General features: G+C 72.3%; 22 protein-coding genes. 10 read left to right on the top strand and 12 right to left on the bottom strand.

From position 1 onward, the window contains the following. Window positions 1–7: 7 nt before the first annotated feature. Window positions 8–1,096, top strand: coding sequence for an alcohol dehydrogenase catalytic domain-containing protein (locus VT52_RS06425; RefSeq protein ID WP_079174873.1), 1,089 nt, complete (start codon window positions 8–10; stop codon window positions 1,094–1,096). A gap of 104 nt (window positions 1,097–1,200) precedes the next feature. On the opposite strand, the gene VT52_RS06420 is transcribed toward VT52_RS06425, so the two are convergent. Beyond that, a complete protein-coding gene (locus VT52_RS06420) occupies window positions 1,201–2,151 on the bottom strand; it encodes an NAD-dependent epimerase/dehydratase family protein (protein ID WP_046425690.1) in 951 nt (316 codons plus the stop codon). Between the two features lie 70 nt (window positions 2,152–2,221). On the opposite strand from VT52_RS06420, the gene VT52_RS06415 reads away from it, so the two are divergent. From VT52_RS06415 to VT52_RS39520, 3 genes are all read left to right on the top strand, one after another. Next, window positions 2,222–2,674, top strand: a complete 453-nt coding sequence (locus tag VT52_RS06415; RefSeq protein WP_046425658.1) for a MarR family winged helix-turn-helix transcriptional regulator — start codon at window positions 2,222–2,224, stop codon at window positions 2,672–2,674. Window positions 2,675–2,707: 33 nt separating this feature from the next. Next, window positions 2,708–3,655, top strand: a complete 948-nt coding sequence (locus tag VT52_RS06410) for an amidohydrolase family protein (RefSeq protein ID WP_079174872.1) — start codon at window positions 2,708–2,710, stop codon at window positions 3,653–3,655. Window positions 3,656–4,331: 676 nt separating this feature from the next. Continuing rightward, window positions 4,332–4,547 carry a hypothetical protein gene (locus VT52_RS39520; RefSeq protein WP_053055645.1) on the top strand — a complete coding sequence of 72 codons (216 nt, stop codon included), beginning with the start codon at window positions 4,332–4,334 and terminating at the stop codon, window positions 4,545–4,547. A gap of 6 nt (window positions 4,548–4,553) precedes the next feature. Here VT52_RS39520 and VT52_RS06400 read toward each other — a convergent pair whose 3' ends face one another. The 5 genes from VT52_RS06400 to VT52_RS06380 all read right to left on the bottom strand — a co-directional run bounded on the left by VT52_RS06400 (window position 4,554) and on the right by VT52_RS06380 (window position 10,190). Then, on the bottom strand, window positions 4,554–5,369 hold the full coding sequence (locus tag VT52_RS06400) for a class I SAM-dependent methyltransferase (protein ID WP_079174871.1): 816 nt from the start codon (window positions 5,367–5,369) through the stop codon (window positions 4,554–4,556). 103 nt (window positions 5,370–5,472) lie between these two features. After that, entirely contained in the window at window positions 5,473–6,336 is an 864-nt protein-coding gene (locus tag VT52_RS06395) for a hypothetical protein (RefSeq protein ID WP_143070840.1), read from the bottom strand. Between the two features lie 57 nt (window positions 6,337–6,393). After that, window positions 6,394–6,996, bottom strand: coding sequence for a nitroreductase family protein (locus VT52_RS06390; protein WP_046425692.1), 603 nt, complete (start codon window positions 6,994–6,996; stop codon window positions 6,394–6,396). A 744-nt stretch (window positions 6,997–7,740) separates the two neighbouring features. Next, entirely contained in the window at window positions 7,741–8,964 is a 1,224-nt protein-coding gene (locus VT52_RS06385) for a TetR/AcrR family transcriptional regulator (protein ID WP_053055647.1), read from the bottom strand. A gap of 77 nt (window positions 8,965–9,041) precedes the next feature. Then, window positions 9,042–10,190: an acyl-CoA dehydrogenase family protein gene (locus VT52_RS06380; RefSeq protein WP_046425666.1), complete on the bottom strand. Its 1,149-nt coding sequence runs from the start codon at window positions 10,188–10,190 to the stop codon at window positions 9,042–9,044. Between the two features lie 282 nt (window positions 10,191–10,472). Between VT52_RS06380 and icmF the strand changes: the two genes are divergently transcribed. Further along, the gene (gene icmF, locus VT52_RS06375; RefSeq protein WP_071387415.1) at window positions 10,473–13,703 is read left to right on the top strand and encodes a fused isobutyryl-CoA mutase/GTPase IcmF; all 3,231 of its coding nucleotides are present in this window, start codon (window positions 10,473–10,475) and stop codon (window positions 13,701–13,703) included. A gap of 60 nt (window positions 13,704–13,763) precedes the next feature. On the opposite strand, the gene VT52_RS06370 is transcribed toward icmF, so the two are convergent. Both VT52_RS06370 and VT52_RS06365 read right to left on the bottom strand, forming a co-directional pair. Continuing rightward, a complete protein-coding gene (locus VT52_RS06370; RefSeq protein ID WP_071387414.1) occupies window positions 13,764–15,338 on the bottom strand; it encodes a multicopper oxidase family protein in 1,575 nt (524 codons plus the stop codon). Window positions 15,339–15,593: 255 nt separating this feature from the next. Then, a complete protein-coding gene (locus VT52_RS06365; RefSeq protein ID WP_053055579.1) occupies window positions 15,594–16,028 on the bottom strand; it encodes a DUF6153 family protein in 435 nt (144 codons plus the stop codon). Between the two features lie 275 nt (window positions 16,029–16,303). Between VT52_RS06365 and VT52_RS06360 the strand changes: the two genes are divergently transcribed. From VT52_RS06360 to VT52_RS06350, 3 genes are all read left to right on the top strand, one after another. Further along, window positions 16,304–16,855 carry a GNAT family N-acetyltransferase gene (locus VT52_RS06360; RefSeq protein WP_046423851.1) on the top strand — a complete coding sequence of 184 codons (552 nt, stop codon included), beginning with the start codon at window positions 16,304–16,306 and terminating at the stop codon, window positions 16,853–16,855. Between the two features lie 411 nt (window positions 16,856–17,266). Then, window positions 17,267–19,135, top strand: coding sequence for a virginiamycin B lyase family protein (locus VT52_RS06355; RefSeq protein WP_046423849.1), 1,869 nt, complete (start codon window positions 17,267–17,269; stop codon window positions 19,133–19,135). Window positions 19,136–19,396: 261 nt separating this feature from the next. Further along, complete coding sequence (locus VT52_RS06350) at window positions 19,397–19,567, top strand: DUF5670 family protein (protein WP_046423847.1); 171 nt, start codon at window positions 19,397–19,399, stop codon at window positions 19,565–19,567. Between the two features lie 132 nt (window positions 19,568–19,699). On the opposite strand, the gene VT52_RS06345 is transcribed toward VT52_RS06350, so the two are convergent. Continuing rightward, entirely contained in the window at window positions 19,700–20,662 is a 963-nt protein-coding gene (locus VT52_RS06345; RefSeq protein ID WP_046423845.1) for an SDR family NAD(P)-dependent oxidoreductase, read from the bottom strand. A gap of 153 nt (window positions 20,663–20,815) precedes the next feature. Between VT52_RS06345 and VT52_RS06340 the strand changes: the two genes are divergently transcribed. Continuing rightward, on the top strand, window positions 20,816–21,301 hold the full coding sequence (locus VT52_RS06340; RefSeq protein WP_143070839.1) for a hypothetical protein: 486 nt from the start codon (window positions 20,816–20,818) through the stop codon (window positions 21,299–21,301). Window positions 21,302–21,584: 283 nt separating this feature from the next. Here VT52_RS06340 and VT52_RS06335 read toward each other — a convergent pair whose 3' ends face one another. Continuing rightward, window positions 21,585–22,532 (bottom strand): DUF2218 domain-containing protein, encoded by a 948-nt coding sequence (locus tag VT52_RS06335; protein ID WP_079174867.1) that lies wholly within the window; start codon window positions 22,530–22,532, stop codon window positions 21,585–21,587. Between the two features lie 128 nt (window positions 22,533–22,660). On the opposite strand from VT52_RS06335, the gene VT52_RS06330 reads away from it, so the two are divergent. Further along, window positions 22,661–23,233, top strand: coding sequence for an ArsR/SmtB family transcription factor (locus VT52_RS06330; protein ID WP_053055577.1), 573 nt, complete (start codon window positions 22,661–22,663; stop codon window positions 23,231–23,233). A 123-nt stretch (window positions 23,234–23,356) separates the two neighbouring features. On the opposite strand, the gene VT52_RS06325 is transcribed toward VT52_RS06330, so the two are convergent. Further along, window positions 23,357–25,951, bottom strand: a complete 2,595-nt coding sequence (locus VT52_RS06325) for an MFS transporter (protein WP_046423843.1) — start codon at window positions 25,949–25,951, stop codon at window positions 23,357–23,359. Further along, window positions 25,948–26,610, bottom strand: a complete 663-nt coding sequence (locus VT52_RS06320; RefSeq protein WP_107481253.1) for a MarR family winged helix-turn-helix transcriptional regulator — start codon at window positions 26,608–26,610, stop codon at window positions 25,948–25,950. The genes VT52_RS06325 and VT52_RS06320 overlap by 4 nt, the downstream gene beginning before the upstream one ends. Window positions 26,611–26,953: the final 343 nt, after the last annotated feature.

Genomic DNA, 26,953 nt, shown 5'->3' with positions numbered 1-26,953 from the left:
GCCGCAGATGCGAGCAGCAGTTCTGACCCGGTTCGGTGCCCCGCTCACCGTGCGATCGGTGCCCGAGCCACGGGCCGGCGGCGGGGAGGTCGTGGTCGAGGTCCTGGCCACGTGCATCCTGCCGTACTCGGAGGAGGTCTTCAGCGGCCGGCGGAACTATCCGCTCGAACCCCCGGTGGTGCCGGGTCCCGGTGGCGTGGGACGCATCGTGCGTGTCGGCCCGGACGCCACCCGGCTGCGCGTCGGTGACCTGGTGTGGTGCGATCCGACGGTGCGTTCCCGGGACGACGCGCTGACCCCCGACATCATGCTCCAGGGCCTGAGTTCCCGGGGCGAGGGCGGCGCCAGGCTCGCCCGCCATCTGCCCGACGGGGCGTTCGCCGAGTTCATGCGGGTGCCCACGGAGAACGTCCACCCCCTTCCCCCCGAGGCGCGGGACGACACGGCTCGCTGGTCCTCGCTCACTGTCTACGCCGTCCCGTACGGCGGGCTGCTGGCCGCCGGCCTGGAAGCCGGGGAGACGGTGCTCGTGAGCGGGTCCACCGGCAACCTCGGCAGCGCCGCGGTCGCCATGGCGCTCGCCATGGGCGCGGCCCGTGTGATCGCACCGGGCCGCGACCGCGCCGCACTCGGCCTCCTCGCCGACCGGTTCGGCCGGCGTGTGCGGCCGGTCGGGCTGACCGGCGACGAGGGAACGGACCGCGCCGCCATGTCCGCGGCCGCCCGGGGCCCGATCGACGTGGTGATCGACCTGCTGCCGCCCTCCGCGCCCAGCTCGGTGACACGGGCGGCGGCCATGACCGTCCGCGAGTACGGCCGCGTCGTCCTCATGGGCGGCGTGGGCATGCTCGGCGGCGCGGACCTCGCCCTCCCCTATCCGTGGCTCATGCGCAACTCGGTCACCGTGCGCGGGCAGTGGCTGGGCCCGCGCACGGCGAACACCGGGCTGATCCGGCTCATCGGATCGGGCACACTCGACCTCGCCCCCGACCGTGTCCGGACCTTCCCGCTCGACGCCGTGAACGACGCCATCGCGTACGCGGCCGCGCACGGCGGCCCGTTCGACCGCACGGTCCTCACCCCGCGCGCCGTCTGACGGCCGGACGCCGCACACACGAGCCGACCCCACCGGGAGAACGGGTTCCCCGCTCCCCGGGCCGGCTCGGAGGCCCCGTCAGGCCACCGTCCGGATGCCCGGCCCTATCGTCCGTTGCCCGCGCGCAGCCACGCGACGTAGTCGGCGGCGGCCGCGGCGGTGTCGTACTTCGGGGTGAATCCCGTGTCCTCGCGCAGCCGGCTCGTGTCGAGCCACTGGCGCGGCGCCGGGGTGTCCCGTGAGGGCAGTTCGGTGCGGAAGCCGGGCTCGGTGGCGGCGAGCGCGGCGATCACCTCGGCGTTGCTCGTCGCACGGCCCGAGCCGACGTTGTAGGTGGTGTGGCGCAGCCGAGGCGTCAGCTGGAGGAGCGCGAGGGCGCGGCCGGTGTCCTTGACGTAGCAGAGGTCGAGGGAGTCCTCGGCGTACGGCTGGTGCGCGAGGCCGGAGAGGTCGGGGGTGGTGCGGCCCGCGGCGGCGTGGGCGAGCGACGGGGCCGGGAAGAAGGGGTCGGGCAGATGGCCGCCCGGACCCCAGGTGCCGGAGACGCGTGCGCTGACGATCTCGATGCCCGACTCGGCCGCGAGCTGCCCGGCCAGCAGTTCGATGATCTTCTTCAGGGTCGGGATGGCGTGGAGGTGCCGCATCGGCAGTGGCAGGTCCTCCCCCAGCGCGCCGCCGGCGGTCACGCCCCCGTAGACGCCGATGGTGCTGGCGACGACGACACGCCGTACGCCCCACTCCTTCGCGACCCGCACGGTGTTGAGGAAGCCGTCGAGCGCGCGGCCGGCGGCCCCGATCTCGTCATCGTCGCCCACCGACCACGGCGGTGTGATGGCGAGATGGACGATCCCGGTGATCGTGTTCCGGCGGCCCACCGCACGCAGGCTGTCCAGGTCGGCGACGTCTCCCCGCGCCATCGCCGCGGGCACGTCGGCCAGGTGCGGCGGCAGCACGGGTGCGCGGCGCTGGAGGAGGACGCATTGCTCTCCCGCCTCGTGGAGCGCGCGCACGGTGTGCGAACCGATGAAGCCGGCTCCGCCTGTCACGAGAATCATCATTGCCTCTTTCGTCGGCCCAGCTGATTGTCAGTGTTACTGATTATCAGCCTAGAGATAGGATGCCGGTATGCCAACCCCCGCCCCGCACGCCATGGAGCCGCACGACGCGCTCGGGTATCTCGTCAAACACGCTCACCTGCGGCTGACGGCGCTGACCGACGCCGCGCTCGCCCCGCTCGGCATCGACGGCAAGGACTTCGGCGTGCTGCGCGTGCTCGTCGGACGCGAGCCGATGTCGCAGCAGGCGGTCGCGGCCAAGCTCGGCGTCGACCGCACCACGATGGTCGCCCTGATCGACGGTTTCGAGGCCAAGGGCATCGTCACCCGCGAACCCGATCCCGCCGACCGCCGGCGCAACGCCATCGAGCTGACCGGCCCCGGGCTCGCGCTCTACCGGAAGGCCGACGCGGCGTACCTCGCGGCGGAGGCCGAGTTCCTCGCCCCGCTGGACGCGGCCACGGCCGCGCTGTTCCGGCAGGCGCTACGAGCCGTGGCCGCTCCCCCGGAGGGACACCATTGACGTGAGCGACGGCGCGGGACGATCGTGGGCGGCATGGATGATCACCACGTGGCCCCCGGCAGCCCTGCCGACCCCGTCGAAGCCGCCTCGGCGAACCGCTTTGCGGAGGAGGCCGCCGAGGTCCGCCGTTTCTGGGGCCGGCTCGGGCTTCCCGGTCTGATCGACGTCCATACGCACTTCATGCCCGAGCGTGTCCTGAACAAGGTCTGGGAGTACTTCGACGCGCAGGGCCCGCTGACCGGCGGGCTGGCCTGGCCGATCAGCTACCGGCAGCGGGAGGCGGAACGCGCGGCGGTGCTGCGGCGGTTCGGCGTCCGTGCCTTCACCGCGATGCTCTACCCGCACAAGGCCGGCATGGCCCGGTGGCTGAACGGCTGGGCGGCCGACTTCGCCCGGCGCACCCCCGACTGCCTGCACACCGCCACCCTGTTCCCCGAGCCGGGCGTCGAGACGTATGTCCGCGAGGCGGTCGAGTCGGGCGCGCGTGTGTTCAAGGCGCATGTGCAGGTGGGGGCGTACGACCCGGCCGACGAACTGCTCCAGCGCGCCTGGGGGTTGCTGGCCGAGGCCCAGGTCCCGGTGGTGATCCACTGCGGCTCCGGGCCCGCGCCCGGCTCGCACACCGGCCCCGGGCCGATCGCACGGGTGCTGGCCCGGCACCCGAAGCTGCGGCTGATCGTCGCGCACCTGGGGATGCCCGAGTACGAGGATTTCCTCGTACTCGCCGAGCGGTACCAGGAGATACGGCTGGACACGACGATGGCGTTCACCGACTTCACCGAGGCGTTGATGCCGTTCCCCGGCCGGGCCCTGCCCCGGCTCGCCGACCTCGGCGACCGCGTCCTGCTCGGCTCCGACTTCCCCAACATCCCTTACCCCTACCTCCATCAGCTCCACGCCCTGGAGCGGCTGGACCTCGGCGACGAGTGGCTGCGGGCCGTTTGCCACCACAACGCGGCGAAGCTGTTCGGACCGGCATGACGCCGGTCCGTCGGCACGCCCGTGAGGCGTCCGGAGGCGCCGGTCCCGCTCGCCGAGCCTCCGGTCCCGTACCCGGTGACGGAGCGCTGCGGCCGGCGGCGGTGACCGCGACGGCGTGGAACCGGCTCATCGCCCCTGTCCCCGGCTGCAGCGCGACGGCCCCGCGAGCCGGCCGCCCGGGAGCGCCCAACGCCCCCTGCCCGGCGTACCGTTGGACCGCATGCGGTCGTAGTCGGCCGCGGAGAGCCCGGACCTGGGCCGGTTCCCCGGGACGGACAGCCTCGTGCTCACGGGCCCTGACGGCTACGAGGGTCCGCCCGAGGGACACCGGGGCTCGTCGGCGTGCGCGACGGACGGCGGCGGCTCGGCTCCTGCCGGGAGTTCACCCGGGTCCTGCCAGCCGGCCGGCAGCCGGCGCCCCGGCTCGTCCTGCGGGGGCTCGCCCCGTCCGACCGGCTGCGGACGCGCTGCCGAAGGGGACCCGGCGTGCCCTGGACCTGGAGGAAGCCGCGCTGGAGGTACCCGACGGCCTGGGTGGGTCCCTCGCCGACCGCCCGTTGCGGACCGAGGTCGTCGCCTGGCGTCCGTCCGCGTGCACGACGGACCTGATCGACCTGGAGCTCGGCAAAGACCGCTTCACGCCCGTCCCGGAACACGCGCGGCCCGTCCGGGAGCGGTGGCTCGCGGGGCCGCCGGACACCCCGGGAGCCTGGACCGGTCCCGGCGCCAGGCAGCGCGGGGCCTGGCTCGGCCTCGTCCGGGAGCGTGGAGCGCGGCGACCGCGGGGGCGCACCTGTCCCGGGACCTGACCCCGGACGGCGTTCCCTGCGACCTGTTCGCCCTGCTCCTCGAAGCCCTGGCGGACGGCGGCATGGCCGTCGCCCTGGCGTGAGCGGCGTCAGTCGTCAAAACCGGCCCGGCCGGCTCGCAGCACGAAGAAGAGGAAGCACAGGAAGCGTGGCGCGGCCGCGATGGCTTCGGGGAACAGGTCGCGGGCGGCGGGATCGGGAGCCGGCTCGCTGATGGCCGTGATGTGGAAACCCGCCGCGGTGAAGGCGTCGCTCATCGCGTGCAGCGGCCTGTGCCAGCGGCTCATCAGGGCGGTCCGGCCGCCCATGGTCCACTCGTCGGTCCAGTTGGTGGTGTCGAAGTAGTTGTACTCGGCCTCCCGGCCTGCCTGGCGGTGCATCAGGTTCATCGCGAAGGGATGCTCCACGGACGCGATCAGCCGGCCGCCGGGCCTGAGCACCCGCCGCAGTTCGGCGAGGGCGGGTCCCCAGTCCTTCAGGTAGTGCAGCACCAGGGACGCCACGACGTCGTCGAACGCGTCGTCGGCGTAGGGGAGGGGGCTGCCGAGGTCGGCCACCCGGAGGTCCGCGTCGCCGCCGAGCCGTCGCCTGGCCAGCTCCACCATCCCCGCGCTGGCGTCGAAGCCGCTCACCAGGGCGCCACGATCACGGAGCGCCGCCGACAGGGGCCCGGCACCGCAGCCGGCGTCCAGGATCCGCCGGCCCGCCACGTCTCCGGCGAGGGCCAGCATCGCGGGACGCTCGTAGTGGGCGTTGATCAGATTGGTCTCGTTGTCGGCCGCGTACGCCTCGGCGAAACCGGTGTAGTCGTTGACCTCTGGCGCGTCCCCGGCCACCGTGGACGCCGAGGCGGGCTCGGTGGGGCTCGTGTGTTCGTGCGGCTCCTGCGGCTCGTGAGAAGTCATGGTGCGAGAGACGTGCGCGGCGGGGGCTCGGTTCCTGGGTCGTGCGGTGCGTGATCGCGGGGAGAGTCCCTCGGAAGCCGGATGCACGGGGCGGGGTGACTCATCAGGAACGCGCGAACGGCAGGGCCAGCACCTCGATCAGCCAGATGACCGCCGGGGCGGTGAAGGCGACGCCCCAGAGGCCGATCTCCAGGAACGCGGCCAGGGCGGCCCCCAGCCAGGCCAGCCGGGTCGGTGCGATGACGCATGAGGGGTTCCGGGGGTCGTACCTGATCTCGTCGCGGTGCCCTCGCATTTCCGTGCGTGCCGTGACCTTCCGGCCGTCGAGCGTTCGGAAGTGGACGACGTAGTGGTGGCTGTCGGCCTTGACCGAGTCCGACACGAACTGGAACTTGGCGCGCACGGTGACCCCCCGCCGCCCCATCGTCCAGCGCTTGTCCAATTCGGTCACCCGCGCCCACATCCGCGGCAGGGCGAGGCCGACGGGAAGCGACACCCACGCGGCGAGGCCCAGTCGACCGGGTGTCGTCGGCGACAGCAGTGCCGTGGACAGCCCCAGCACCACGTACCAGCACGCGCGCCGCCACCACGGGCTCCCGCGCAGCACCCGGTCACGCAGACCCGCCGCCAGGCGCGGGGGCCATGCCCGCGCCACCCGCCGCCGCACCCGGTCCCGGTTCCCCGACGGGTCGGCGTCGCCCATGATGGCCTCGATCTCCGCGCCGAGCGCGGCGACCACATCACCGTGACGATGCCGGACCGTCAGGGGAATGCCGGTCCGCACGTCGTCGGCGACGGTCACGGTCAGCGACCGTCCGACGGCCTCGACCCGGCGGATCCGCGCTCCGGGCACGACCACCGTCGTTCGCCCCCGCCGCCAGTGCAGGGCTCCCCGGTCCACCCACACCCGAGTACGGCCGCCGGTCAGGACGACCTGGGCCATGGGCCCCGTGTTCGACTCCCCCATGGCCTCAGATGGTAGGCGTACCGGGGGTCGGCGCCGAGGGGGATCCGGTGACCGGGGTCAGCCGCACACCCCCCAGTTCCCCCGGTGGACGACCTCCTCCGGGTTCCGGCGCCGTGCCTCGACACCGGGGTTCTGCGGGGGCAGGCCGGCGGCGCGGTAACCGACGGTGAGGGCTCCGACAGGGGCGTACTCGTCCGGGATGCCGAACTCCTCGCGGAACGGCTGGATGTGTTCGGGCATGATCCCGAAGAAGCAGGCGCCGAGGCCCTCGTCGACGGCGGTCAGCAGCATGAGCAGGGAGGCCATTCCGGTGTCGACATACCAGTAGGGCGCGGGCCAGCGGGCCTCGGAGCGGTCCGCCCAGCCCTTGCCGGGCTCGGCGTAGCGGTCCAGGTACGCCTCCTTGTGGGCCAGCGGCACCACGACCAGCGGGGCGTCCTGCATCGTCGGCGTCTTCTCCACCCGCACCGGGACGAAGGGCCAGAAGCGGGCCCGGTCCGCGGGGTCGGTCAGGGCGAGGAAGGCCCAGCCCTGGGAGAAGCCGGCCGAGGGAGCGCGGAGGGCGGAGGCGAGGATCCGCTCGACCACCTCGGGCTCCAGCGGCTTGTCGGAGTAATGCCTGACCATGCGCCTGCGGCGGATCACCTCGGAGAATTCCATGGCGGCAGATCCTGCCACGAACACCCGGCGCGACCCGCCCGGTTCGAGCCACCGGTGGGCTCGGAACAGCAGCACGACCTCGCTTGGCAGTCCGCCCGCCTCGAAGCGCTCGTGGGCCGCGCGGACCTCCGTCAGGGGGCGGTGCGCGACCACCCGCGCCCTCAGCCGCCCCGCGCGTCGACCAGGTCCACCGGTTCCGCCGGGCCCTCGCCGCTCTCCTGGGCGTAGTTCTTCGCAGCCACCCTGGTGGCGTCGAGGCCCGCGGTGCCGGGCACCGAGTCGTACGCCCCGGGGAAGGTCCGCGTCGGAGTGCGCCACGTTCGGGGAGCCGAGTTACCGCGCGATGCCGGTGTGTCCGGGGCGGGACCCCGGTGCGCCGGCCGACACGCCCGCGTGCCGGGCCAGTTGGACGGCCGGACCGCCCACCGCACCCGCGGCCCGGAAGACGGACCAGTTCGGCCCGGGTGCCCGGGGCGGTGACCCTCTGCGCGGACGTCGCGGTCACCCGGTCGCCGCCCGCGGTCTCCGGCGCCGAACTCGCCACGACGGTCCCGGCCAGGTGCCGGACCGGCGTCCGGCTGGTGCCGGTCCGCGCGGGCCTCGGCGCGGGACGGCGCGAGGAGCAAAAGCGGATCAGCCGCGCGACCGACGGTCTCCAGGCGTCGCCCGGCCTGCTGGACCTCGTCATCGAGGCGGGTCCACGGCCGGCGGCGGGATCGCGGTGGCCGGAAGCGGCCGGGGCCGTCACTCCGGCAGCGGGTCGGAGTCCAGCTCCAGCAGTTCGCAGCCCAGTTGGCGCAGAGCCCGGTCTATCCCCGGCCGGGTGGCGAGCCGGGGGGTGCGGGCCACGTCGTTGACGACGGTCAGGACGGTCTGCACCCGGACGCGGGCCTCCGCCGGGGTCATGGCCGGGTGGACCGCGTGCAGCAGATGCAGCCACTCGGCGATGTAGTCGCGCTGGAACTGCCGGGTGCGCAGCCGGTCCGCCTCCTGGAGGTGCTCGGCCTCGGTCGCGATCACGGTCACCAGGTGCCGGGAGACCAGCGCCATGCGGATGTAGCGCCACACCAGGTGTCGTAGCGCGCCCGCGTGGTCCCGCGCCGAGGCGAGCACCTCGGCCAGGTCGACCCACAGCCGTTCGACGCCCCGGTGCACGGCGGTGGCGAGGAGGTCGTGCTTGCTGGCGAAGTGGTGGTAGATGCTCTGTCCGGCGATCCCGACGGCCGCGCCGGTGTCCTCCAGGCTGACCGAGGCGTAGCCGCGCTCGGCGAACAGCTCGGTCGCGGCGGCGAGCAGCGCCTCCCGGCGGGAACGGTGGCGCAGGGCGCCCCGGGGGGCGCCGGGCCGGGGCTCGCCGAGTCCGGGCGGGGCCGACGTCGCGACGCGGCGCATCAGACGCGCGACGAGGTCGGGCGTCGTCAGTTCCACGTGCTGGTAGGCGAGGCTCGCCGCCACGCCGAGCGTGCCCCAGGACAGCAGCTCGGTGTGGGCGGGGTCCAGCCCCGGCCGGGCGGCGGTCAGCTGCCCGGCGAGGGTGCGCCGGGCGGCATGCAGCCGCCGGCTGAGTTCCGCGTACTGCTCGCGGGGCAGGTGCCGGGCCTCGCGCTGCCACAGCACGCCCAGCTCCCGGCGGGCCAGCGCGGACGCGGCGAAGTCCCTTACCAGGACGTCGAGTTCGCCGGGTCCTGCCGGGTAGAGGCCGGCCAGGCAGGAGTCGAGGGCCTCGGTGACGACGGCGTGCAGCAGCTCCTGCTTGCCGCCGAAGTGCCGGTAGAGGGCCGAGGGGCCGATGCCCACGGCCGCCGCGATGTCGCTCATCGCCGCGTTGGCGTAGCCGTCGCGGGAGAACAGCTCCCGCGCGGCGGCGATGATCAGCTCCCGGCGGTTGCGCGGACGGGTCGCCCGCACGAGCGGCGTGCCGCCCGGAGCGGCTTCCCCCGCACCGGACCCCGCCGCCTTGGCGCGCACCCTCCCGGGCTCCGTTTCGACCTCGGCCCTCACCGGCACCTCCAGACAGGCGAGCCGCTCCCTCCTGGACCGGCGCTCTAGCCGAGTTCCAGCGAACGGCCGATGATCTCCTTCATGATCTCGGTCGTGCCCGCGTAGATCCGGCTCACCCTACTGTCCTGCCAGGCCCGCGCGATCGGGTACTCCAGCATGTAGCCGTATCCGCCGTGCAGCTGGACGCAGGCGTCCATGACCCGGCCCTGCAGCTCGGTGCACCACCATTTGGCCTTGGCGGCGTCGACCACCGTCAACTCGCCCGAGTTCAGGGCCAGTACGCACCGGTCGAGGTAGTGCTGGGCGATCTCGATCTCGGTGTCCAGCTCGGCGAGGCGGTGCCGGATCACCTGGAGGGAGCCGATCGGCTTGCCGAACGCATTGCGCTCGCGCACGTACTCGACGGTCCAGTCGAAGGCCGCCACCGCCTGCGCCAGACCGGCGATCGCGACCGACATCCGCTCCTGCGCGAGGTTGCGCGTCAGGGCGAAGAAGCCCTCGCCCTCCGCGCCGAGCAGGTTGGCCGCCGGCACCCGGGCGCCGGTGAAGACCAGCTCGGCGGTGTCCTGGGCGTGCAGCCCGACCTTCTCCAGCTTGCGGCCGCGCTCGAAGCCCGGGGTGCCGCGCTCCACGACGATCAGGCTGAGCCCGCGGTGCGAGTGCTCACCGGTGCGCACGGCGACGACGACCAGGTCCGCGTTGATGCCGTTGGTGATGAACGTCTTCGCGCCGTCGATGACGTAGTGGTCGCCGTCACGGACGGCCTTGGTGCGGATGCCGGACAGGTCGGAACCGGTGCCGGGCTCGGTCATCGCGACCGCCGTGATCGTCTCACCGGTGGCGATGCCGGGCAGCCAGCGCGCCTTCTGCGCGTCGTCGGTCTGGTCGAGGAAGTAGGGCAGAACCACGTCCGCGTGCAGGGTCGGCCCGAGGATCGCCGGGATGGCGCCCACCCGCGCGCCCTCCTCGTGCAGGATCGTGTTGTAGCGGAAGTCCTTGATCCCCGCGCCGCCGAACTCCTCGGGCACGGCGATACCGAGCGCGCCGAGTTCGCCCAGAGCGGTGAACAGCTCACGGGGCACGATGCCCGCCTTGTCCCAGTCCGCGTAGTGCGGCACCACGTGCTTGGTGACGAAGGCACGCACGCTCTCGCGGTAGGCCTCGTGCTCGGCTTCGAAAAGGGTTCGCTTCATGACCAGCTTTCTCAGAGGGATCGAGAAACGCGGCGGTGCCGTCGTGCGACCGAATGCGCCAGCGGAGACTACTCGGGATTCACTTGAGGCGGAAGTGGTGAAGTGACGGCGGGTGAAGCAGGGTGGCCGGATCCGGCGCGCCGCACCCGTGCACTGATCCGGATTCACAAACAGGAACCGCCGACTGTGCCGCTGCTCACATCGGGTCCGACTACTGCGCTTTACTAGGACGTCCTACTATTTCTCTGGTCAGCGTCCCCCGACCTGTCCCGGAAGGCCCCGATGAGCGAACTGCACTCCCCCGTGCACCCCGTACGCCTGGTCACCGCATCCGCTCTGTTCGACGGGCACGACGCGTCGATCAACATCATGCGGCGGATCCTCCAGTCCCAGGGCGCCGAAGTGATCCATCTCGGGCACAACCGGTCGGTGCAGGAGGTCGTGAACGCGGCGCTGGAGGAGGACGCGCACGGCGTGGCCGTCTCCTCCTACCAGGGCGGCCACGTCGAGTACTTCGAGTACCTGGTCGAGTCGCTGCGCGAGCGGGGCGCGGAGCACATCAGGGTGGTCGGCGGCGGGGGCGGCGTGATCGTGCCCGAGGAGATCACCCGGCTGCGCGCGCACGGGGTGACCATCTTCTCCCCCGAGGACGGGCAGCGGATGGGCCTCGCCGGGATGATCAACTCCGTCGTACGGGACTGCGACTTCGACCTGTGGGAGGGCAAGCCCGCCGACGCGGACGCCGTGCTCGCGGGCGACCGGTTCGCCACCGCCCGAGCCATCACGGGCGCCGAGCTCGGCAAGCTGCCGGCGCAGTTCCTCGACCGGCTGCGGACCGCCGCGGCCGGACGGGTGGTCCCGGTGCTCGGCATCACGGGCACCGGCGGCTCCGGCAAGTCCTCGCTGACCGACGAGCTGGTGCGCCGCTTCCGCGTGGACCAGCAGGACAAGCTGCGCATCGCGGTGATCGCGGTCGACCCGACCCGCCGGCGTGGCGGCGGCGCCCTGCTCGGCGACCGCATCCGGATGAACTCCCTCGACGGGAACCGGGTGTTCTTCCGCAGCCTGGCCACCCGCGGCAGCCATGAACTGCCCGAGCACCTCACCGAGGTGATCGACGTGGTCAAGGCCGCCGGGTACGACCTGGTGATCGTGGAGACCCCGGGCATCGGCCAGGGCGACGCGGCGATCGTGCCGTTCGTCGACACCTCGCTGTACGTGATGACGCCGGAGTTCGGCGCCGCGTCCCAGCTGGAGAAGATCGACATGCTCGACTTCGCCGACGTGGTCGCGGTCAACAAGTTCGAGCGGCGCGGCGCCAAGGACGCGCTGCGCGACGTGAGCCGCCAGCTGGTGCGCAACCGCGAGGCGTTCGACAAGAGGCCCGAGGACATGCCGGTCTACGGCACCTCGGCCGCGACCTTCCACGACGACGGGGTCACCGCGCTCTTCCAGCACCTGAAGTCGGCCCTGGACGAGAAGGGGCTGCACCTTCGGGAGGGCACCCTCGCGCCCGTCGGCGTGCGCCACTCCTCCGGCATCCGCCAGGTGGTGCCCGCCGACCGGGTGCGCTACCTCGCGGAGATCACCGAGTCGGTCCGCGCCTACCACGCCGAGACCGAGGTGCTCGCCGAGGCGGCCCGACGGGTGCAGCGCCTGGACCTGGTCAAGGGCGAACTCACCGCCGCCGGTTCGGACGCGGACAACGTGGACGCCCTGCTCACCGACGCCCGCAGGCAGCTCCCGCACGAGGTCGGCGAGCAGATCGAGAACTGGCCCGCCGTCGTGGCGTCGTACTCCGGCGACGAGCAGGTCGTGAAGATCCGCGACCGGGAGATCCGCACCAAGCTGACCCGCGAGTCGCTGTCGGGCAACAAGGTCCCCCGGGTGGCGCTGCCCCGCTTCACCGACCACGGCGAGCTGGTGCGGTTCTGGCGTCGGGAGAACCTGCCCGGCTACTTCCCGTTCACCGCGGGCGTGTTCCCCTTCAAGCGCGACGGCGAGGACCCGGCGCGGATGTTCGCCGGCGAGGGCGACCCGTTCCGCACCAACCGCCGTTTCAAGCTGCTCTCCGAGGGCCAGCCCGCCACCCGGCTGTCCACGGCCTTCGACTCGGTCACCCTCTACGGCCGTGACCCCGGCGAGCGGCCCGACGTCTACGGCAAGGTCGGCACCTCCGGCGTCTCGGTCGCGAACCTGGACGACATGAAGGCGCTGTACGACGGCTTCGACCTGATCGCCCCGACGACCTCCGTCTCGATGACGATCAACGGCCCGGCGCCCACCGTGCTCGCGTTCTTCCTCAACACCGCGATCGACCAGCAGATCGAGCGGTTCCGGGCCACCGAGGGCCGCGACCCCTCGGCCGAGGAGGCGGAGCGGCTGCGCGCCCACGCGCTGGCGAGCGTGCGGGGCACGGTCCAGGCCGACATCCTCAAGGAGGACCAGGGCCAGAACACCTGCCTGTTCTCCACCGAGTTCTCGCTGCGGATGATGGCCGACATCCAGGAGTGGTTCATCGCGCAGAAGGTCCGCAACTTCTACTCGGTGTCCATCTCCGGCTACCACATCGCCGAGGCCGGCGCGAACCCGATCAGCCAGCTGGCCTTCACCCTCGCCAACGGCTTCACCTACGTGGAGGCGTACCTGGCGCGCGGCATGGACGTGGACGACTTCGCGCCGAACCTGTCGTTCTTCTTCTCCAACGGCATGGACCCCGAGTACTCGGTGCTCGGCCGGGTGGCCCGCCGGATCTGGGCGGTCGCGATGAAGCGGAAGTACGGCGCCAACGAGCGTTCCCAGAAGCTCAAGTACCACGTCCAGACCTCGGGCCGCTCCCTGCACGCCCAGGAGATGGACTTCAACGACATCCGCACCACGCTCCAGGCGCTCATCGCCATCTACGACAACTGCAACAGCCTGCACACCAACGCCTACGACGAGGCGGTCACCACCCCGACCGAGGAGTCCGTCCGCCGGGCCCTGGCCATCCAGCTGATCATCAACCGTGAGTGGGGCCTCGCGATGAACGAGAACCCGCTCCAGGGGTCGTTCGTCATCGACGAGCTGACCGACCTGGTCGAGGAGGCGGTGCTGCTGGAGTTCGAGCGGATCAGCGAGCGCGGCGGCGTGCTCGGCGCGATGGAGACCGGCTACCAGCGCGGCCGGATCCAGGACGAGTCGATGCTCTACGAGCAGCGCAAGCACGACGGTTCGCTGCCGATCATCGGGGTCAACACCTTCCGCAACCCGCACGCGGAGGGCGCCGAGCCGGGCACCATCGAGCTGGCCCGTGCCACGGAGGAGGAGAAGCGTTCGCAGCTGGAGCGGGTGCATGACTTCCAGGCCCGGCACCAGCAGGAGGCGCATGCCGCGCTGGGCGCCCTGAAGACGGCGGCGGTCGAGGGCGGCAACGTGTTCTCGGTACTCATGGACGCCGCGCGGGTGTGCACCCTCCAGCAGATCACCGAGGCGTTCTTCGAGGTGGGCGGCCAGTACCGGCGCAACGTCTGACGTCCGTGCACATACGGCGAGGGGGGAACGGGCCGGGCCCGCTCCCCCCTCGCCGCGCCGTCAGGCCGTGTACGCCAGCAGCGCCATCATGCCCGCCGCACCGTGGTAGGCGTTGTGGCAGTGCAGCATCCACTGGCCGGGGTTGTCCGCGTCGAAGTACACGGACACCGTGCGTCCGGGCAGCACGATGGCGGTGTCCTTGCGCGGGCCGCCCGTACCGAGCTGGTACGTGTGTCCGTGCAGGTGCATCGGGTGCCACATGTCGGTCCTGTTGACGAAGTCCAGCCGGACCCGCTGGCCCTGCTCGACCAGGACGGGGTCGGCGGCGGGGTGCTTCATGTCGTACCGCCTGCCGTTGATGCCCCAGTCGTACGCGCTCATGCCGCCGGTGAGTTCGATCCGGTGGACGCGGTCGGTCCTCCTCCGGTCCAGGCGGACGTCGGCGGCGGCCTTAAGCCCGGCCGCGTTCATGATCATGCCGTCCAGCTCCTTGGGGCGGACGCTCGCCGCGGGAGCGGCACCGGAACCGGTGCGCACCAGTGCCAGACCGCTCGCGTTCTTGCCCTCGGCGAGGGCGACCAGCGGGAAGACGCCGTCGGCGAGCGTGACGAGGACGTCGTACCGCTCCCCCATCCCCACCAGGAGGGCGTCCACCTCCCGGTGGACGACCGGGAAGCCGTCCGTGTGGGTGATGGTCAGCTTGTGGCCGCCGAGCGCGAGGCGGTACGCCGTGTCGCCGCCGGCGTTGATGACGCGCAGCCGCACCCGCCGGCCGGGCTTGCCGGTGTACACGTCGGGATCGGCCGGCACCCGGCCGTTGACCAGGTGGTACGGGTACTTGACGTCGCCGGCGTCGCCACCGAGCAGACTGCTCCGCGCGCCCATGAGCATGAACTTCATCGAGCCGGACGACGCCTCGCCCCCCTTGCCGGCGTCACCGCCGCCCATCTCCGTGCCGTCCATGTCCATGTCCATGTCGCCCATGTCGTCCATGCCGCCCATGCCGTGGCTCAGTTCGGCGAGGACCTGGTCGGGGGTGCCGGTGACACCGTCGACCCAGTCGTCCAGCACGACGACCCATTCGTCGTCGTACGACAGCGGTTCCCTCGGGTCCTCCACGATCAGCGGGGCGTGCAGCCCACGGTCCAGCTGGACGCCGACGTGGGGGTGGAAGAAGTAGGTGCCGGGGGTGTCGGCGAGGAAGCGGTACGTGAAGCCGCGGCCGGCGCGCACCGCGTCCTGGGTGACCGGGGGCACGCCGTCCATGTCGGCACGCAGCGCGATGCCGTGCCAGTGGACGGACGTCGCGGTCCGGTCCGGGAGCTGGTTGGAGAGTTCGGCGGCGAGGGTGTCACCGGCCGAGATTCGGATCTCCTTGCCCGGGGTCCGGCCGCCGTAGGCCCAGCTCTTCGCCGTCACCCCGCCGCCGAGGCCGAGCACGGCGGGCGCCGCGGTCAGGGTCACGTGACGGACGTCGCCGGTGCTCTTGCGCTTCCTCTCGGTGGTGGCGACCACCTTGCTGTCGGGGCTCACCAGGGCCGGAGTGGACCCGGAGCCGCCGCACGCGGCGAGCGCCCCCGTCCCGGCGACGGCGAGGCCGGCCAGCAGGGCGGAACGACGGTTGATGCTGTTCATGTGCGATGCCTCTTCTCGAGATGCCGTTGACCTGTGCGCATGCGACATCGCCCCCACGGTGTAGCGGGGAGCGGGCCGCGCGGGGGCGGCCTAGTGCCGCGGCAGGCAACGTTCGCCCGTCAAGTAGCGGCGTCCGGTGCGTGCTCTCGGCACGCTGGACGGAAGCCCTCGTACTGGACGTACTCGGGCTTTCGGCCGGTGCGGCGAGAGTGCGTGCAGGGCGTCGCGACGGGGCGGACGTCGCCTGTTGCGGCACTAGATCAACAGTCGGGAGAGGACGGAGAGGTCCGGCGGCGCGCGGTGCGGGTTGCCCGGCAGGCCGCGTCCGGCGAGGACGCCCCGCGGCGGGGCGGGGCGGACGGCGTGGGCCGGCGCGGTCGGCGGATCGAGCCACTGCGGTGAGCCGACGGCCCCCGAGGCGCAGTGCTGCATGCCGGCGCCGGAGCAGGCGCCGCCGGTGTCATGGTCCACGGCCGAGTTCAGTACCTCGGTCTCGGTCAGGTCCCGCCCGCTCATGCGGTGCGCGGTGCGGTCCGTCGCGGGCATCGCGCTCATGGCGGTCGCGGATGCGGCGGGGGCCGCGACCAGGTCGTGGTGGACCAGGACGGCGAAGGCGGCGAGCAGGGCGAGGACGGCGGCCCACGCATGGCGCGCCACGCCGCCGCGGGAGCCGATCCGCCGGTCCGTCACCTGCCACCCTCCCCTTTCCGGGGCCACGCCCGGGACCGCACACCGCGAGACCGCGTCTCGTCGGCCATCAGACTCCAGACGCGCCACTATACCCCCTGGGGGTACGACGTCCAGCCGACTCCCCGTACACGGTCCTCCGGGCCGAACTCCGTACACAGGGCGCCCGACGGACCGCCGAGGGACCGGCCGCGGTCGCGAGCCCCGAGGGCCCGACCGGATCACGCGGCGATCCTGCTACTTTCGACCGCGCCAAGTGATCAATCAAGGACGGACGGATGTTCCCCGAGACAGTGCTGCACACGGACCGCCTGGTCCTGCGTCCGTTCACCGCCGCCGACGCCCAGGACACGCAAGCGAGTTGCGCCGACGCGCTCACCCAGCGCTGGCTCCCGCTCCCCCGCCCCTACACCCTGGACGCCGCCACCACTTGGTGCACCTCCGTCTCCCACGCCCTGCGCGAGTCCGGCGACGGCATCCACTTCGCCGTCACCGACAGCCGCACCGAACGCCTGGTGGGGACCGTCGGCCTGAAGAAGACCGACTGGCGGGGGCTGACGAGCGAGGTCGGCTACTGGGTCTCCCCCTGGGCCCGCGGCCGAGGCATCGCCACCGAGGCCACCCGCGCTCTGGCCGACTGGCTCCTGACCGGCCGGCGCTTCGAACGCCTCGAACTCCGCGCCGCCACCGCCAACACCGCCTCCCAGAAGACCGCCCTCAAATCCGGCTTCCACCGGGAGGGCATCCTGCGCAACGCCGGGTTCGTGCATGACGGGCGGGTCGATCTGGTCCTGTTCTCACTGGTCGCGGACGATCTCAGGGGACGCTGACCGATGTTCGGCCTGGGCCGCCGGCCACAGGCCGGGCGGCCTCGGTCACGAACGGCTGCGAGCCCGGGTCGGGCCGGGGTGGTCTGATCGGGTGATAGTCGCGTCAGGGGGGTGGTGCCCTATTAGTCGTTTCGGGTTAATTGCCATGACTGCTTTTCGGTGAGTTGCCCATATTTCCCCCTGTGGTGCGCAGGTGTGTGGTAAGTGCCGGTATGTCGCGTCTCCGTTCCGTCGTGCAAGCGGCGGATCCGGTTCGCGCATGCCGTCGCCGTGCGACGCGGGCCCGGGTGGGTGTCCTTGGGCGGCTCTCTCATCTGAGAGGGGTTCGTCATGGATCCGAGTGTCAGTTGGGTGGGGGCTCCGGCGGTGGCCCGCGGGGTTCGGCCGGGCGCGCCGACGGGTGGACCCGATGTGCCCGCTGTGCGGGGGCTCGCGGCCTCGCTGTTGAGTGCGGCGTTCTCCACAGTGACCATCCCGGCGGGCACGACCCCGCTGGCGGTGACAGTGGCGCCGAACGGCAACGTCTACGTCGGCAACAGCAACTCGAACAACGTGACGGTGATCGACAGCACCACGAACACCGTCCTGACCACCCTCCCCGCCGGCGCGAGCCCCGCCATGGTGGCGGTGGCGCCGAACGGCAACGTGTACGTCACCAACCAGGGCTCCAGCAACGTGACGGTGATCGACAGCACCACGAACACCGTCCTGACCACCGTGCCCACCGGCGGGGGCCCGTTCGCCCTGGCGGTCGCGCCGAACGGCAACGTCTACGTCGCCAACTCCACCTCGAACAACGTGACGGTGATCGACAGCACCACGAACACCGTCCTGACCACCGTCCCCGCCGGCACGGTCCCGGACGCCGTGGCGGTGGCGCCCAACGGCAGGGTCTACGTCGCCAACCGGAACGCCAACACCGTGACGGTGATCGACAGCACCACGAACACCGTCCTGACCACCCTCCCCACCGGCGGGTTCCCGGGCGCGGCGGCGGTGGCGCCCAACGGCAACGTCTACATCGCCAACCAGACCTCCGACAACGTGACGGTGATCGACAGCACCACGAACACCGTCCTGACCACCGTCCCCGCCGGCACGGTCCCGGGGGTGTTCGCGGTGGCGCCGAACGGCAACGTCTACGTCACCAACACCGTTTCGAACAACGTGACGGTGATCGACAGCACCACGAACACCGTCCTGGTCACCGTGCCCACCGGCGGAGGCCCGTTCGGGGTGGCGGTGGCGCCGAACGGCAACGTCTACGCCGGCAACTCCAACGCGAACAACGTGACGGTGATCAACAGCGCCACGAACACCGTCCTGGCCACCGTGCCCGTCGGCGCGTTCCCGTTCTCGGTGGCGGCGGCGGCGAACGGCAACGTCTACGTCACCAACGCCAACTCGCTCAACGTGACGGAGATTTCGCCGTTGACGGTGACGACCTCGCCGACGTCGCCGGTGTGCGGGCAACCGGTGACGTTCAGTATTTCCGGGGGGACTCCGACCGGGACAGCGGTGGTGGACTTCGGGGACGGCAGCCCCACGGTCACCGTCGCCCTGGACGCCGCCGGAAGCGGGCAGACCACCCACACCTACACCGCCGGTACGTTCACCGCGACCGTGAACGGCAACCCCACCCCCGTCACCGTGAACCCCGATCCCACCACGCTGACCCTGTCGGTGACGCCGAACCCCTCGACCTGCGGGCAGAGCGTGACCGTGTGCGCCACCCCCAACCCGGCAACGGCCACCGCCGCAGTGCCGGCCGGCACGGTCACCTTCACCCTCCCCGACAGCCAGACGCAGACGGTCCCCGTCGGCGCGACGGGGCATGCCTGCTTCACCACCACCGCCTTGACCACCGGCACCCTCACCGCCGTCTACAGCGGTGACACCTGCTTCACCGGCTCCGGCGCAAGCGCCCCCGTCACCGTGAACCCCGACCACACGACGCTGACCGCGGCGCCGGGCACGATCCGGCTCCGGCTGACCCCGCTGCCCGAGTACTACATCCCCACCCTGAGCGCCACACTGACGACCACCTCGGGGATGCCGGTGGCCGGTCAGCCGGTGACCTTCACCGCCATCACCCTCTTCGGCCCGGTCAATCTCGGCACCGCCGTCACCGACGCCAACGGCACCGCCACCATCCACGACGCCGTCGTCCCGGTCTTCGCCATCGCCACCCCCTTCTACACCGCCACCTTCCCCGGCACCACCTGCTACACCGCCGCCACCACCCACGGCTTCCTGCTGTTCCTCCCCATCCCGTTCTGACCTCATCGGCTCAAGGGCACCGCGGCGCATCGACCCCGCCACGGACCGGGCCGCCTGCCGGGCCGGCGAGGCGGCCTCGCGCGGTTGACCGGCGGGGAAGGCGAGGCGGCCGGCACCCGCGCCGGGGCGGCGAAGAGGAGACCGGACGGAGAGACACCGTCCGAACGCGTTCCTCTTCCCTGTGTCCCGTGGAAGTAACCGGCCTTTTGTGCGCTTGTGGGCACGAAGCAAGGGCATTCGGTGGCCAGGAGGTTGATAACGATGGTTCCTTTGATTCTGGTTCTTCTTCTGGCCCTGATCCTCTTCGGCGCGGGCTTCGCGCTGAAGGCGCTGTGGTGGATCGCGGTGATCGTGCTCGTGCTGTGGCTGCTGGGCTTCGTCGTCCGGCCCGCCGGGAACGGCGGCCGCCGGGGGCGCTGGTACCGGTGGTAGTCGAGAGAAGACGGATCGCGGGACGGCGGGCGACGTAGGCGCCACGGACCGCCGCCCCGAACGGTTGCCCGGTTCCGGGCGTCGACGGCGGGACTCGCCGCCCCGCGGACCCCGCGGGGCGGCGAGCGGCGGTCAGGACGCGAACGCGTCCACCCCGGTCAGCTCGGCCGACAGCGTCCACAGCCGGGCCGCCTGCTCCGGATCGATGGCCCAGTCCTTGACACCCTGGCGGTCGTCGGTGCCCGAGGCGGGCTCGGCGATGTCGCAGTCCTCCAGGTAGAGGCCGCCGAGACCGTCGAGCTGCGGGGAGGCCGCCGCCCAGACCTGGGTGGCCGCGCCCTGCTGCGGGGTCTTGAACGCCTCGGGGTGGAGCAGGTTGCCGTGCTCGTCGATCCAGCCGCGCTCGACCATCTCCTCCCGGGCCAGGTGCCGTTGGAGCGGCGTGAGGATGCCGCCGGGATGCAGGGCGAAGGCGCGGACCCCGGTGTCCCGGCCGAGCTTGTCGAGGTGCACGGCGAACAGGACATTGGCGGTCTTGGCCTGGCCGTACGCCTCCCACTTGTCGTAGCCCCGCCGCCAGTGGACGTCGTCCCAGCGGATACCGGCGGCGTGGTGGCCCCGCGAGGACACGGAGACGACCCGGGCGCCGCCCGGCGCGATCGCGGGCCACAGCCGGTTGACGAGGGCGAAGTGGCCGAGGTGGTTGGTGGCGAACTGCGCCTCCCAGCCGTCGCCCACCCGTGTCTCCGGACAGGCCATGATCCCGGCGCTGTCGATCACGATGTCCAGGCCGCGCCCGGTGCCGAGGAACCGCTCCGCGAATCCGCGCACGCTCTCCAGGTCCCCGAGGTCCAGCTCGTCCACCTCGACCCCGGGCAGCCCGGCCAGCGCCTGTTCCGCGGTCCGCGGCCGGCGCGCCGGTACGACGACCCGCGCACCGGCCTTGACCAGCGAGCGCGTCGTCTCCAGCCCGATCCCCGAGTAGCCCCCGGTGACCATGGCCAGCCTGCCGCCGAGGTCGATGCCCTCCAGAACCTCGTCCGCGGTGCTGGTGGCGCCGAATCCGGACCCGATCTTGTGCTGTGCAGTACTCATGCCGGGCACGCTACGAATTGGAGTGCTCTCCAAGTCAAGCGGCGCACTGATCCGTCCGCCCGCGATCCGGCCGCGAACGCCGGCGGCCGTTCCCGCGCGGCGCGGCCGGCGGCGGCTGCGGCCCCGTCTTCCAGGCGGCCTGCGGTGATCACCATGCCGATACCCGTACCTGCCCTCACCCACCGGCCGTTGACCGCCGAGGCCGTCGCGGAGCTGGTGGCCCTGCCGTACGTGCCGCCCGTGGACGAGGACGACGAAGCCGCCGTCGAGGCGGAGCTGCGCCGGCGCGACTGGTGGTGGGAGGACCTGGTCCGCGACTCGTTCCGCACCGGGCACGGTCATGTGCCGTGCAGCGACGCCTTCAGCCCGTTCGGTGAGCTGAGGGCGCGCGCCTTCCTCGTCTTCGGGGGGATGTATCCCGTGGACCCGGAAGACGAGTCGATGGCCGACGGCACCTGGCTGAACGGCTACATGGAGGGGTGGGAGCGGCTGTCCGGCCGGCGCGGCCTGCGGCCCGCCACCGACCGGGACCGCGAGGCCGTCCTCGCGGAGGCCGCGGGTGCGGTCACCGAGGTGCTCGACGCGCCCCGGAGCGGAGCCTCGTCTCCGCGCACACCACGGGTCCCGGTCCCGCGCTGACGCACCGCGTCTGGCGCACCCTCACCCACGCCCTGATCCTCGGTCCGTCCGCCGACGAGGGCCCCTACGGCTGCCCCACCCACCTCCAGCTCTCCTCCACCCCGCTCTCCCGCGCCCGGGACCTGCCGCCCGCCACCACCACGGGGACCCCCGCCGGCGGACGGACCGACGCCGGCCGACAGGCCCCCGCCCGCGATCAGGCCCTGGCCGACTGGATCACCGCCCACACGAGCCGGTGACCGCGGCACCGGCCAACCGGGGAGCGGGGTGACGGTCGCCCACCTCATCGTCGCCGCGCGACCGTCACCCCGTCCCGCACCGGCAACATCACGGAATCCACCCGCTCGTCCGCGGCGATCAGGTCGTTCAGCCGCCGCATCGTCACATGGCGCTCCTCCCGGTACGCCGGATCGAGGACCCGCCCGCCGAGGAAGACGTTGTCCAGCACCACCAGGCCGCCGGGACGCAGCCGGGTCACCAGTTCCTCGTAGTAGAACGGGTAGTTCTCCTTGTCCGCGTCGATGAAGGCGATGTCGACGGCCGGTTCGGGAGCCAGCGCGCGCAGCGTCTCCAGCGCCGGGGCGATGCGCAGGTCGATCCGGTCGGCGACGCCCGCGCGTTCCCAGTACGGCCGCCCGATCGCGGCCCACTCCTCGCTGACGTCGCAGGCCAGCAGCCGTCCGCCGGCGGCCAGGCCACGGGCGACGCACAGGGTCGAGTAGCCGGTGAAGACGCCGACCTCGACGGCGAAGCGGGCGTTCGTCAGCCGGGTCAGCATGGTGAGCAGGGCGCCCTCGTCGGCCGAGACCTGCATGTGCGCGGCGTCGCCGGCGGCCTCGCGGGTGGCGGCGGCCAGCTCCCCGAGGACGTCGTCGGCCGGGGTGTGATGGGCCAGCAGGTATTCGTCGACGACGGGATGGGTGGGGTCCAGGTCGCCGCCGTGCAGTGGGGCCGTCCACTCGACGGCGAGCTGCTCCTGGGTGGCGAAGCGCACCAGATGGCGGGCGATCACGTCCTGGACCCGGGCCAGTCGCTCCTCGTCGGCGGCGGTGGCGGTCAGCTCCAGCCGGTCCGGGGCGGGCGTGAGGGTGCAGGTGCCGGCGGTCACCGTGATGGTGCCGCGGCCGTCGGGGGTGAGGGCGGTGGCGGCCTTGTGGCCCATGTGGGAGACGAGCTGCTTGATGTAGCGGGCGGAGCGGGGGGTGGCGACACGGGCTGTGGAGAGGGGCATCGAACTCCTTGTTGAGTGTCCGTCGATCCGGCTAAGCGGCGAGTTTTCTCGCCGCTTCCTGATGCCGGATTCTGCGGTCACCACGGCGGAGTTGTCAAAAGTATTTAATTTCCTGGACACTTTCCCCCATGGCAGCGGACCAGCCACCCGGCGGCACCCACGAGAACATCTACGACGAGCAGGGCCACCTGGTGCTGCACTCGGCCGAGCAGTTCAAGGCCCTCGGGCACCCGGTACGGCATCGCCTGGTCAACCTGCTGCGCCAGCGCCCCGCCACGCTGCGGCAGCTCGCCGGCGCGCTGGGGGCGAGCAAGGGCACCATCGGCTACCACGTGCGGGTGCTGCGCGAGGCCGGACTGGTGCTGCTCGCCGGGACCCGTCAGGTGCGCGGCGGCACCGAGCAGTACTTCGCGCTGGTCAGCCGCACCTTCACGATGCGTCCGGAGGGTACCGGCGGGGCGGAGTTCCTGATCAGGGCCGCGCTCGACGAGATGGTGCCGAGCGAGCCGGGGCAGGCGTCGGACACCATGCTGCGCCATCTCTGGCTCAGCGACGCCGAGGCGCACGCCCTGGAGGAGCGGCTGCGCGCGACGGCCGCCGGTCCGCATCCGGCGGACCCCGCGCACGGGGCGCCGTACGGACTGCTGATCAGCCTCTTCCGGGCCGATGTACCGAGCCTGCCGCCGGACGACGCGGACTGAGCGGACGGCGGGCGCTCTCACGGCAGGCGCCGACCGGGGGCGGCCCGTACGAGGGACCCGCACATGGCGTCAGGGCCCGCGATCCGATGGATCGCGGGCCCTGACCGATACCCCGGGGCGGCGTTACCCGGCGGTGTCCTCGTGGGACAGTTCGAGGTCGAAGTCCGTGGTGCCGCCGGCGTCCACGCGGACGGAGGTGGCGACCGGGGCGTACCCGCTGGCGATGACGGTGTACTCGCCGAGGTCGAGGTCGCTGAACCCGTACGCGCCGTCGGGGCCGGTGGTCGCGGTGCCGAGCACGTTGCCGGCCGCGTCCAGCAGCGTCACCTTGGCGTCGCCGAGCGGCCCGCCGGTGGCGGCGCTGATGACACCGTGCAGTCGGGCACCGGCTTCGAGACGGATCTCGCAGGGCTCGGCCGCACCCGGGATGACCTCGACGGGGAAGGCGGCCGGACGGTAGCCCGGCGCGTTCACGGCGAGGGTGTAGCTGCCCGGGACCAGGTCCACCAGCGAGAAGCCGCCGTCGGCTGCGGAGGTCGCCGAGGTCACGACCTCACCACGCAGGTCGGTCGCGACCAGCAGGGCGCCCGGCAGCGGGTTCCCCATGGCCGCGTCCCGGACGGATCCGGCGAGCGCGGCGCTGCTGCCGCCGAGGACGAGGTCGCAGACCACCGGCTCGTCGCCGACCAGCACGGTGACGGCCTGCGGCTGACGGGCACCGGCGGCGCCGATCAGCACATAGGTGCCGGCGCCGGGCACCGACACCGTGTAGCCGCCGTCCTCGCCGCTGACCGCGCGGTCGAGCTGCCGGCCACGGACGTCGATCAGGGTGACGGCCGCCTGCGGCACCGGGCCGTCCGCGCCGTCCAGGACCCGGCCGCTGACGATCCGCCCGGCGGCGGGCACGGCTTCGACGGCCGCCGGGGCCTCCTCGGCGAGCGGGACGGCGGGCGCCTGGCCGCTGTCGGCCGCCACGGCGTTCACCTGCGCGTCCTTCACATCGGCGGCCTCGGCCTGCGCGCCGTTCGCCTCGGCGGCCCGTGCCTCCAGGCCGGAGACCTTGCGCAGCGGCACCTCCTTGGTCCACACCGCGACCAGGAAGCCGAGGACCATGATGGCCGCGGCGCACAGGAACACCACGTGCATGGCGTCGGTGAAGCCCTCCTTGAAGGGCTGGGCCAGCCGCGGGTCGAGCTGCTGGATGAACGAGGAGTCGTCCAGCACGCCAGAGCCGCCACCGCCCGGCGCGGGGTGCTTGAGCATGTGCAGCACGGGCGCGTTCGCCGGGTCGGCGCGCACGGCCGGGTCGTGCAGGGCGGCCTGGAACGCGGGGGTCCGGGCGGCCGACCGGAAGGCGGAGCTGATCTTGTCGCCGACGGTGCTGAACAGCACGGAGAGGAAGATCGCCGTACCGGCGGTACCGCCCATCTGCCGGAAGAAGGTGGCCGACGCGGTGGCGACGCCCATGTCCTTGGGCTCGACGGAGTTCTGCACGGCAAGGGTCAGGATCTGCATGCAGCCGCTGAGGCCGAGGCCGAACAGCGCCATGTAGGCCATGGTCTCCGGCAGCGGGCTGTCCCACTGGACCCGGTAGTGGAACAGCAGCATGGCGGCGATCAGCAGGACCGTGCCGACGATCGGGAAGATCTTGTACTTGCCGGTCTTGGAGATGATGCGGCCGACCACCATGGTGCCGGCGATCATGCCCAGCATCAGCGGCAGCATCAGCAGACCCGACTTGGTGGGGCTGACGCCCTTCACGATCTGGAGGTACAGCGGGACCATCATCATCCCGCCGAACATGCCCATGCCGATCAGCACGGACAGCAGGCTCATCTTGCTGAACACGGAGCTGCGGAACAGGCGCATCGGGATCAGCGCCTCGTCGCCCATGGCCCGCTCGACGAACACCCAGGCGATCAGCCCCACCACGCCGATGGCGTAGCAGAGGTACGCGTCGGTGGAGGTCCAGCCCCAGGACTGGCCCTGCTCGGCCACCAGCAGCAGCGGCACCACGCCGATGGCGATGGTGATCGCGCCCCACCAGTCGATGCGGTGCTCGCGCCGGGTGTGCGGAAGGTTCAGCACCTTGGCGACGACGAAGAGCGCGACGATGCCGACCGGGACGTTGACGAGGAACACCCAGCGCCAGCCCGCGATGGCCAGGATGCTGCTGCGACCGGCCAGGAAGCCGCCGATCAGCGGGCCGAGGACGCTGGAGGAGCCGAACATGGCGAGCATGTAGCCCTGGTACCGGGCGCGCTCGCGCGGCGGCACGATGTCACCGATGATCGCCAGCGCCAGCGACATCAGACCGCCGGCGCCGATGCCCTGGAAGGCGCGGAAGGCGGACAGCTCGTTCATCGAGGTGGCGAAGGAACAGGCCGCCGAGCCGGCGATGAAGATGGTGATGGCCGCGAGGAAGAAGGGCTTGCGACCGTAGAGGTCGGAGAGCTTTCCGTACAGCGGGGTGCTGATCGTCGAGGTGATCAGGTAGGCGGTGGTGACCCACGCCTGGGCGCTGAGTCCGTGCAGGTCGTCCGCGATGGTGCGGATCGAGGTGCTGACGATGGTCTGGTCGAGGGCGGCGAGGAACATGCCCAGCATGAGACCGCTGAGGATCGTCATGATCTGGCGGTGCGTCAGCCGGCCGGCCGGTGGTGGCGGCTCGGATATCGCTGGTGTTCCCCCACGGGCCGGGGACGCGGACATGGTCATGCGTGCAGATCTCCTTGCCTCGCCTCGCCCACCGGATGCTGCCCGGTCCCGAGGCTCGTGTACGTGCTGTCCACCAGGTCGTCGTTGAGGCGCTTCAGCAGACGGGTGAGATGGGCGCGGTCCTCGGCCGGCCACGGTTCGAGGAGCCGGGTCAGTTCCGCCTCCCGGCGGCGTACGGCGCTCCGGTAGGCGGCCCGGCCGGCCTCGGTCGCGCCGAGCAGCGAGCCGCGCCGGTCCTCCGGGTCCGGGTGGCGTTCCACCAGCCCCCGGTCCACCAGCGAGCGCACCTGCCTGCTGACCGTCGACAGGTCGAGGAAGACGTCCGCCGCCAGGTCGGTCGCGCGGCACCGGCCGCAGGTCACCAGCCGGGCGAGCAGCACGCGGTCCGCGGCCCCGCACTCGAAGCCGGCGCGCTGGGTCCAGGCGGCGAAGAGCCGCATGAGGCGGACCATCTCCGCGCCCAGGCCCGACGCGGCGGCCTCGGCGCTCACGGTCTCCGCGAGCGCGGCGGCCCCGGCGCTCACCGCGTCCGCGGTGCACGCCGTCCCGGCGGAGGGCGCGTCGTCCGTGCGCGCGCCGTCCGCCCGTACGGCGTCCGTGTGTACGGCGTCCGTCCGTACGGCGCCCTCATGGCCTCTGCGGCTCCCCGTGCCGATCATCACTCACATTCCGTTGCTTGCGGCTACCAAGTGAGTGTAGGGCCTGGCCGACGCCACCCGCACGCCAGTGTCCGGTCACGCTTCGGCAATACGGCAGTCGGCGCGGTGGGGGGAGCAGGTTACCCGGCCAGACTGTGCGCCCGGACCGCGTGCGCGGCTGGCCGGGGATCGCGGCACGGCCCCCCGGCCGGGCGGAACGCGCTCTAGGGTGATCGCTGCGGCGCCCCGCCCGTGGGGCACGGGGGGTGCCGGACGCGCACGCGCGGGTGGGGGCGGGGGGTGCCACGCGGTCCGGAGCGGGCCGGGGGAAGGGGGCGCGCGATGTGCCGGACATCTGTTGCCC

Source organism: Streptomyces malaysiense, assembly GCF_000980885.2.
GTDB classification, from domain to species: domain Bacteria; phylum Actinomycetota; class Actinomycetes; order Streptomycetales; family Streptomycetaceae; genus Streptomyces; species Streptomyces malaysiense.
Note: the sequence above shows the minus strand (reverse complement) of the source record. Positions and strands in the feature narration are given on the sequence as shown.

Bases quoted from the DNA above. Each gene is read 5' to 3' on its own strand.
- VT52_RS06420 (WP_046425690.1), bottom strand. From the start codon at position 2,151: ATGATTCTCGTGACAGGCGGAGCCGGCTTCATCGGTTCGCACACCGTG.
- VT52_RS06425 (WP_079174873.1), top strand. From the start codon at position 8: ATGCGAGCAGCAGTTCTGACCCGGTTCGGTGCCCCGCTCACCGTGCGA.
- VT52_RS06335 (WP_079174867.1), bottom strand. From the start codon at position 22,532: ATGCCCCTCTCCACAGCCCGTGTCGCCACCCCCCGCTCCGCCCGCTAC.
- VT52_RS06360 (WP_046423851.1), top strand. From the start codon at position 16,304: ATGTTCCCCGAGACAGTGCTGCACACGGACCGCCTGGTCCTGCGTCCG.
- VT52_RS06415 (WP_046425658.1), top strand. From the start codon at position 2,222: ATGCCAACCCCCGCCCCGCACGCCATGGAGCCGCACGACGCGCTCGGG.
- VT52_RS06325 (WP_046423843.1), bottom strand. From the start codon at position 25,951: ATGACCATGTCCGCGTCCCCGGCCCGTGGGGGAACACCAGCGATATCC.
- VT52_RS06340 (WP_143070839.1), top strand. From the start codon at position 20,816: ATGCCGATACCCGTACCTGCCCTCACCCACCGGCCGTTGACCGCCGAG.
- VT52_RS06330 (WP_053055577.1), top strand. From the start codon at position 22,661: ATGGCAGCGGACCAGCCACCCGGCGGCACCCACGAGAACATCTACGAC.
- VT52_RS06370 (WP_071387414.1), bottom strand. From the start codon at position 15,338: ATGAACAGCATCAACCGTCGTTCCGCCCTGCTGGCCGGCCTCGCCGTC.
- VT52_RS06390 (WP_046425692.1), bottom strand. From the start codon at position 6,996: ATGGAATTCTCCGAGGTGATCCGCCGCAGGCGCATGGTCAGGCATTAC.
- VT52_RS06350 (WP_046423847.1), top strand. From the start codon at position 19,397: ATGGTTCCTTTGATTCTGGTTCTTCTTCTGGCCCTGATCCTCTTCGGC.
- VT52_RS06410 (WP_079174872.1), top strand. From the start codon at position 2,708: ATGGATGATCACCACGTGGCCCCCGGCAGCCCTGCCGACCCCGTCGAA.
- VT52_RS06380 (WP_046425666.1), bottom strand. From the start codon at position 10,190: ATGAAGCGAACCCTTTTCGAAGCCGAGCACGAGGCCTACCGCGAGAGC.
- VT52_RS06345 (WP_046423845.1), bottom strand. From the start codon at position 20,662: ATGAGTACTGCACAGCACAAGATCGGGTCCGGATTCGGCGCCACCAGC.
- VT52_RS06395 (WP_143070840.1), bottom strand. From the start codon at position 6,336: ATGGGGGAGTCGAACACGGGGCCCATGGCCCAGGTCGTCCTGACCGGC.
- VT52_RS06400 (WP_079174871.1), bottom strand. From the start codon at position 5,369: ATGACTTCTCACGAGCCGCAGGAGCCGCACGAACACACGAGCCCCACC.
- VT52_RS06320 (WP_107481253.1), bottom strand. From the start codon at position 26,610: ATGATCGGCACGGGGAGCCGCAGAGGCCATGAGGGCGCCGTACGGACG.
- icmF (WP_071387415.1), top strand. From the start codon at position 10,473: ATGAGCGAACTGCACTCCCCCGTGCACCCCGTACGCCTGGTCACCGCA.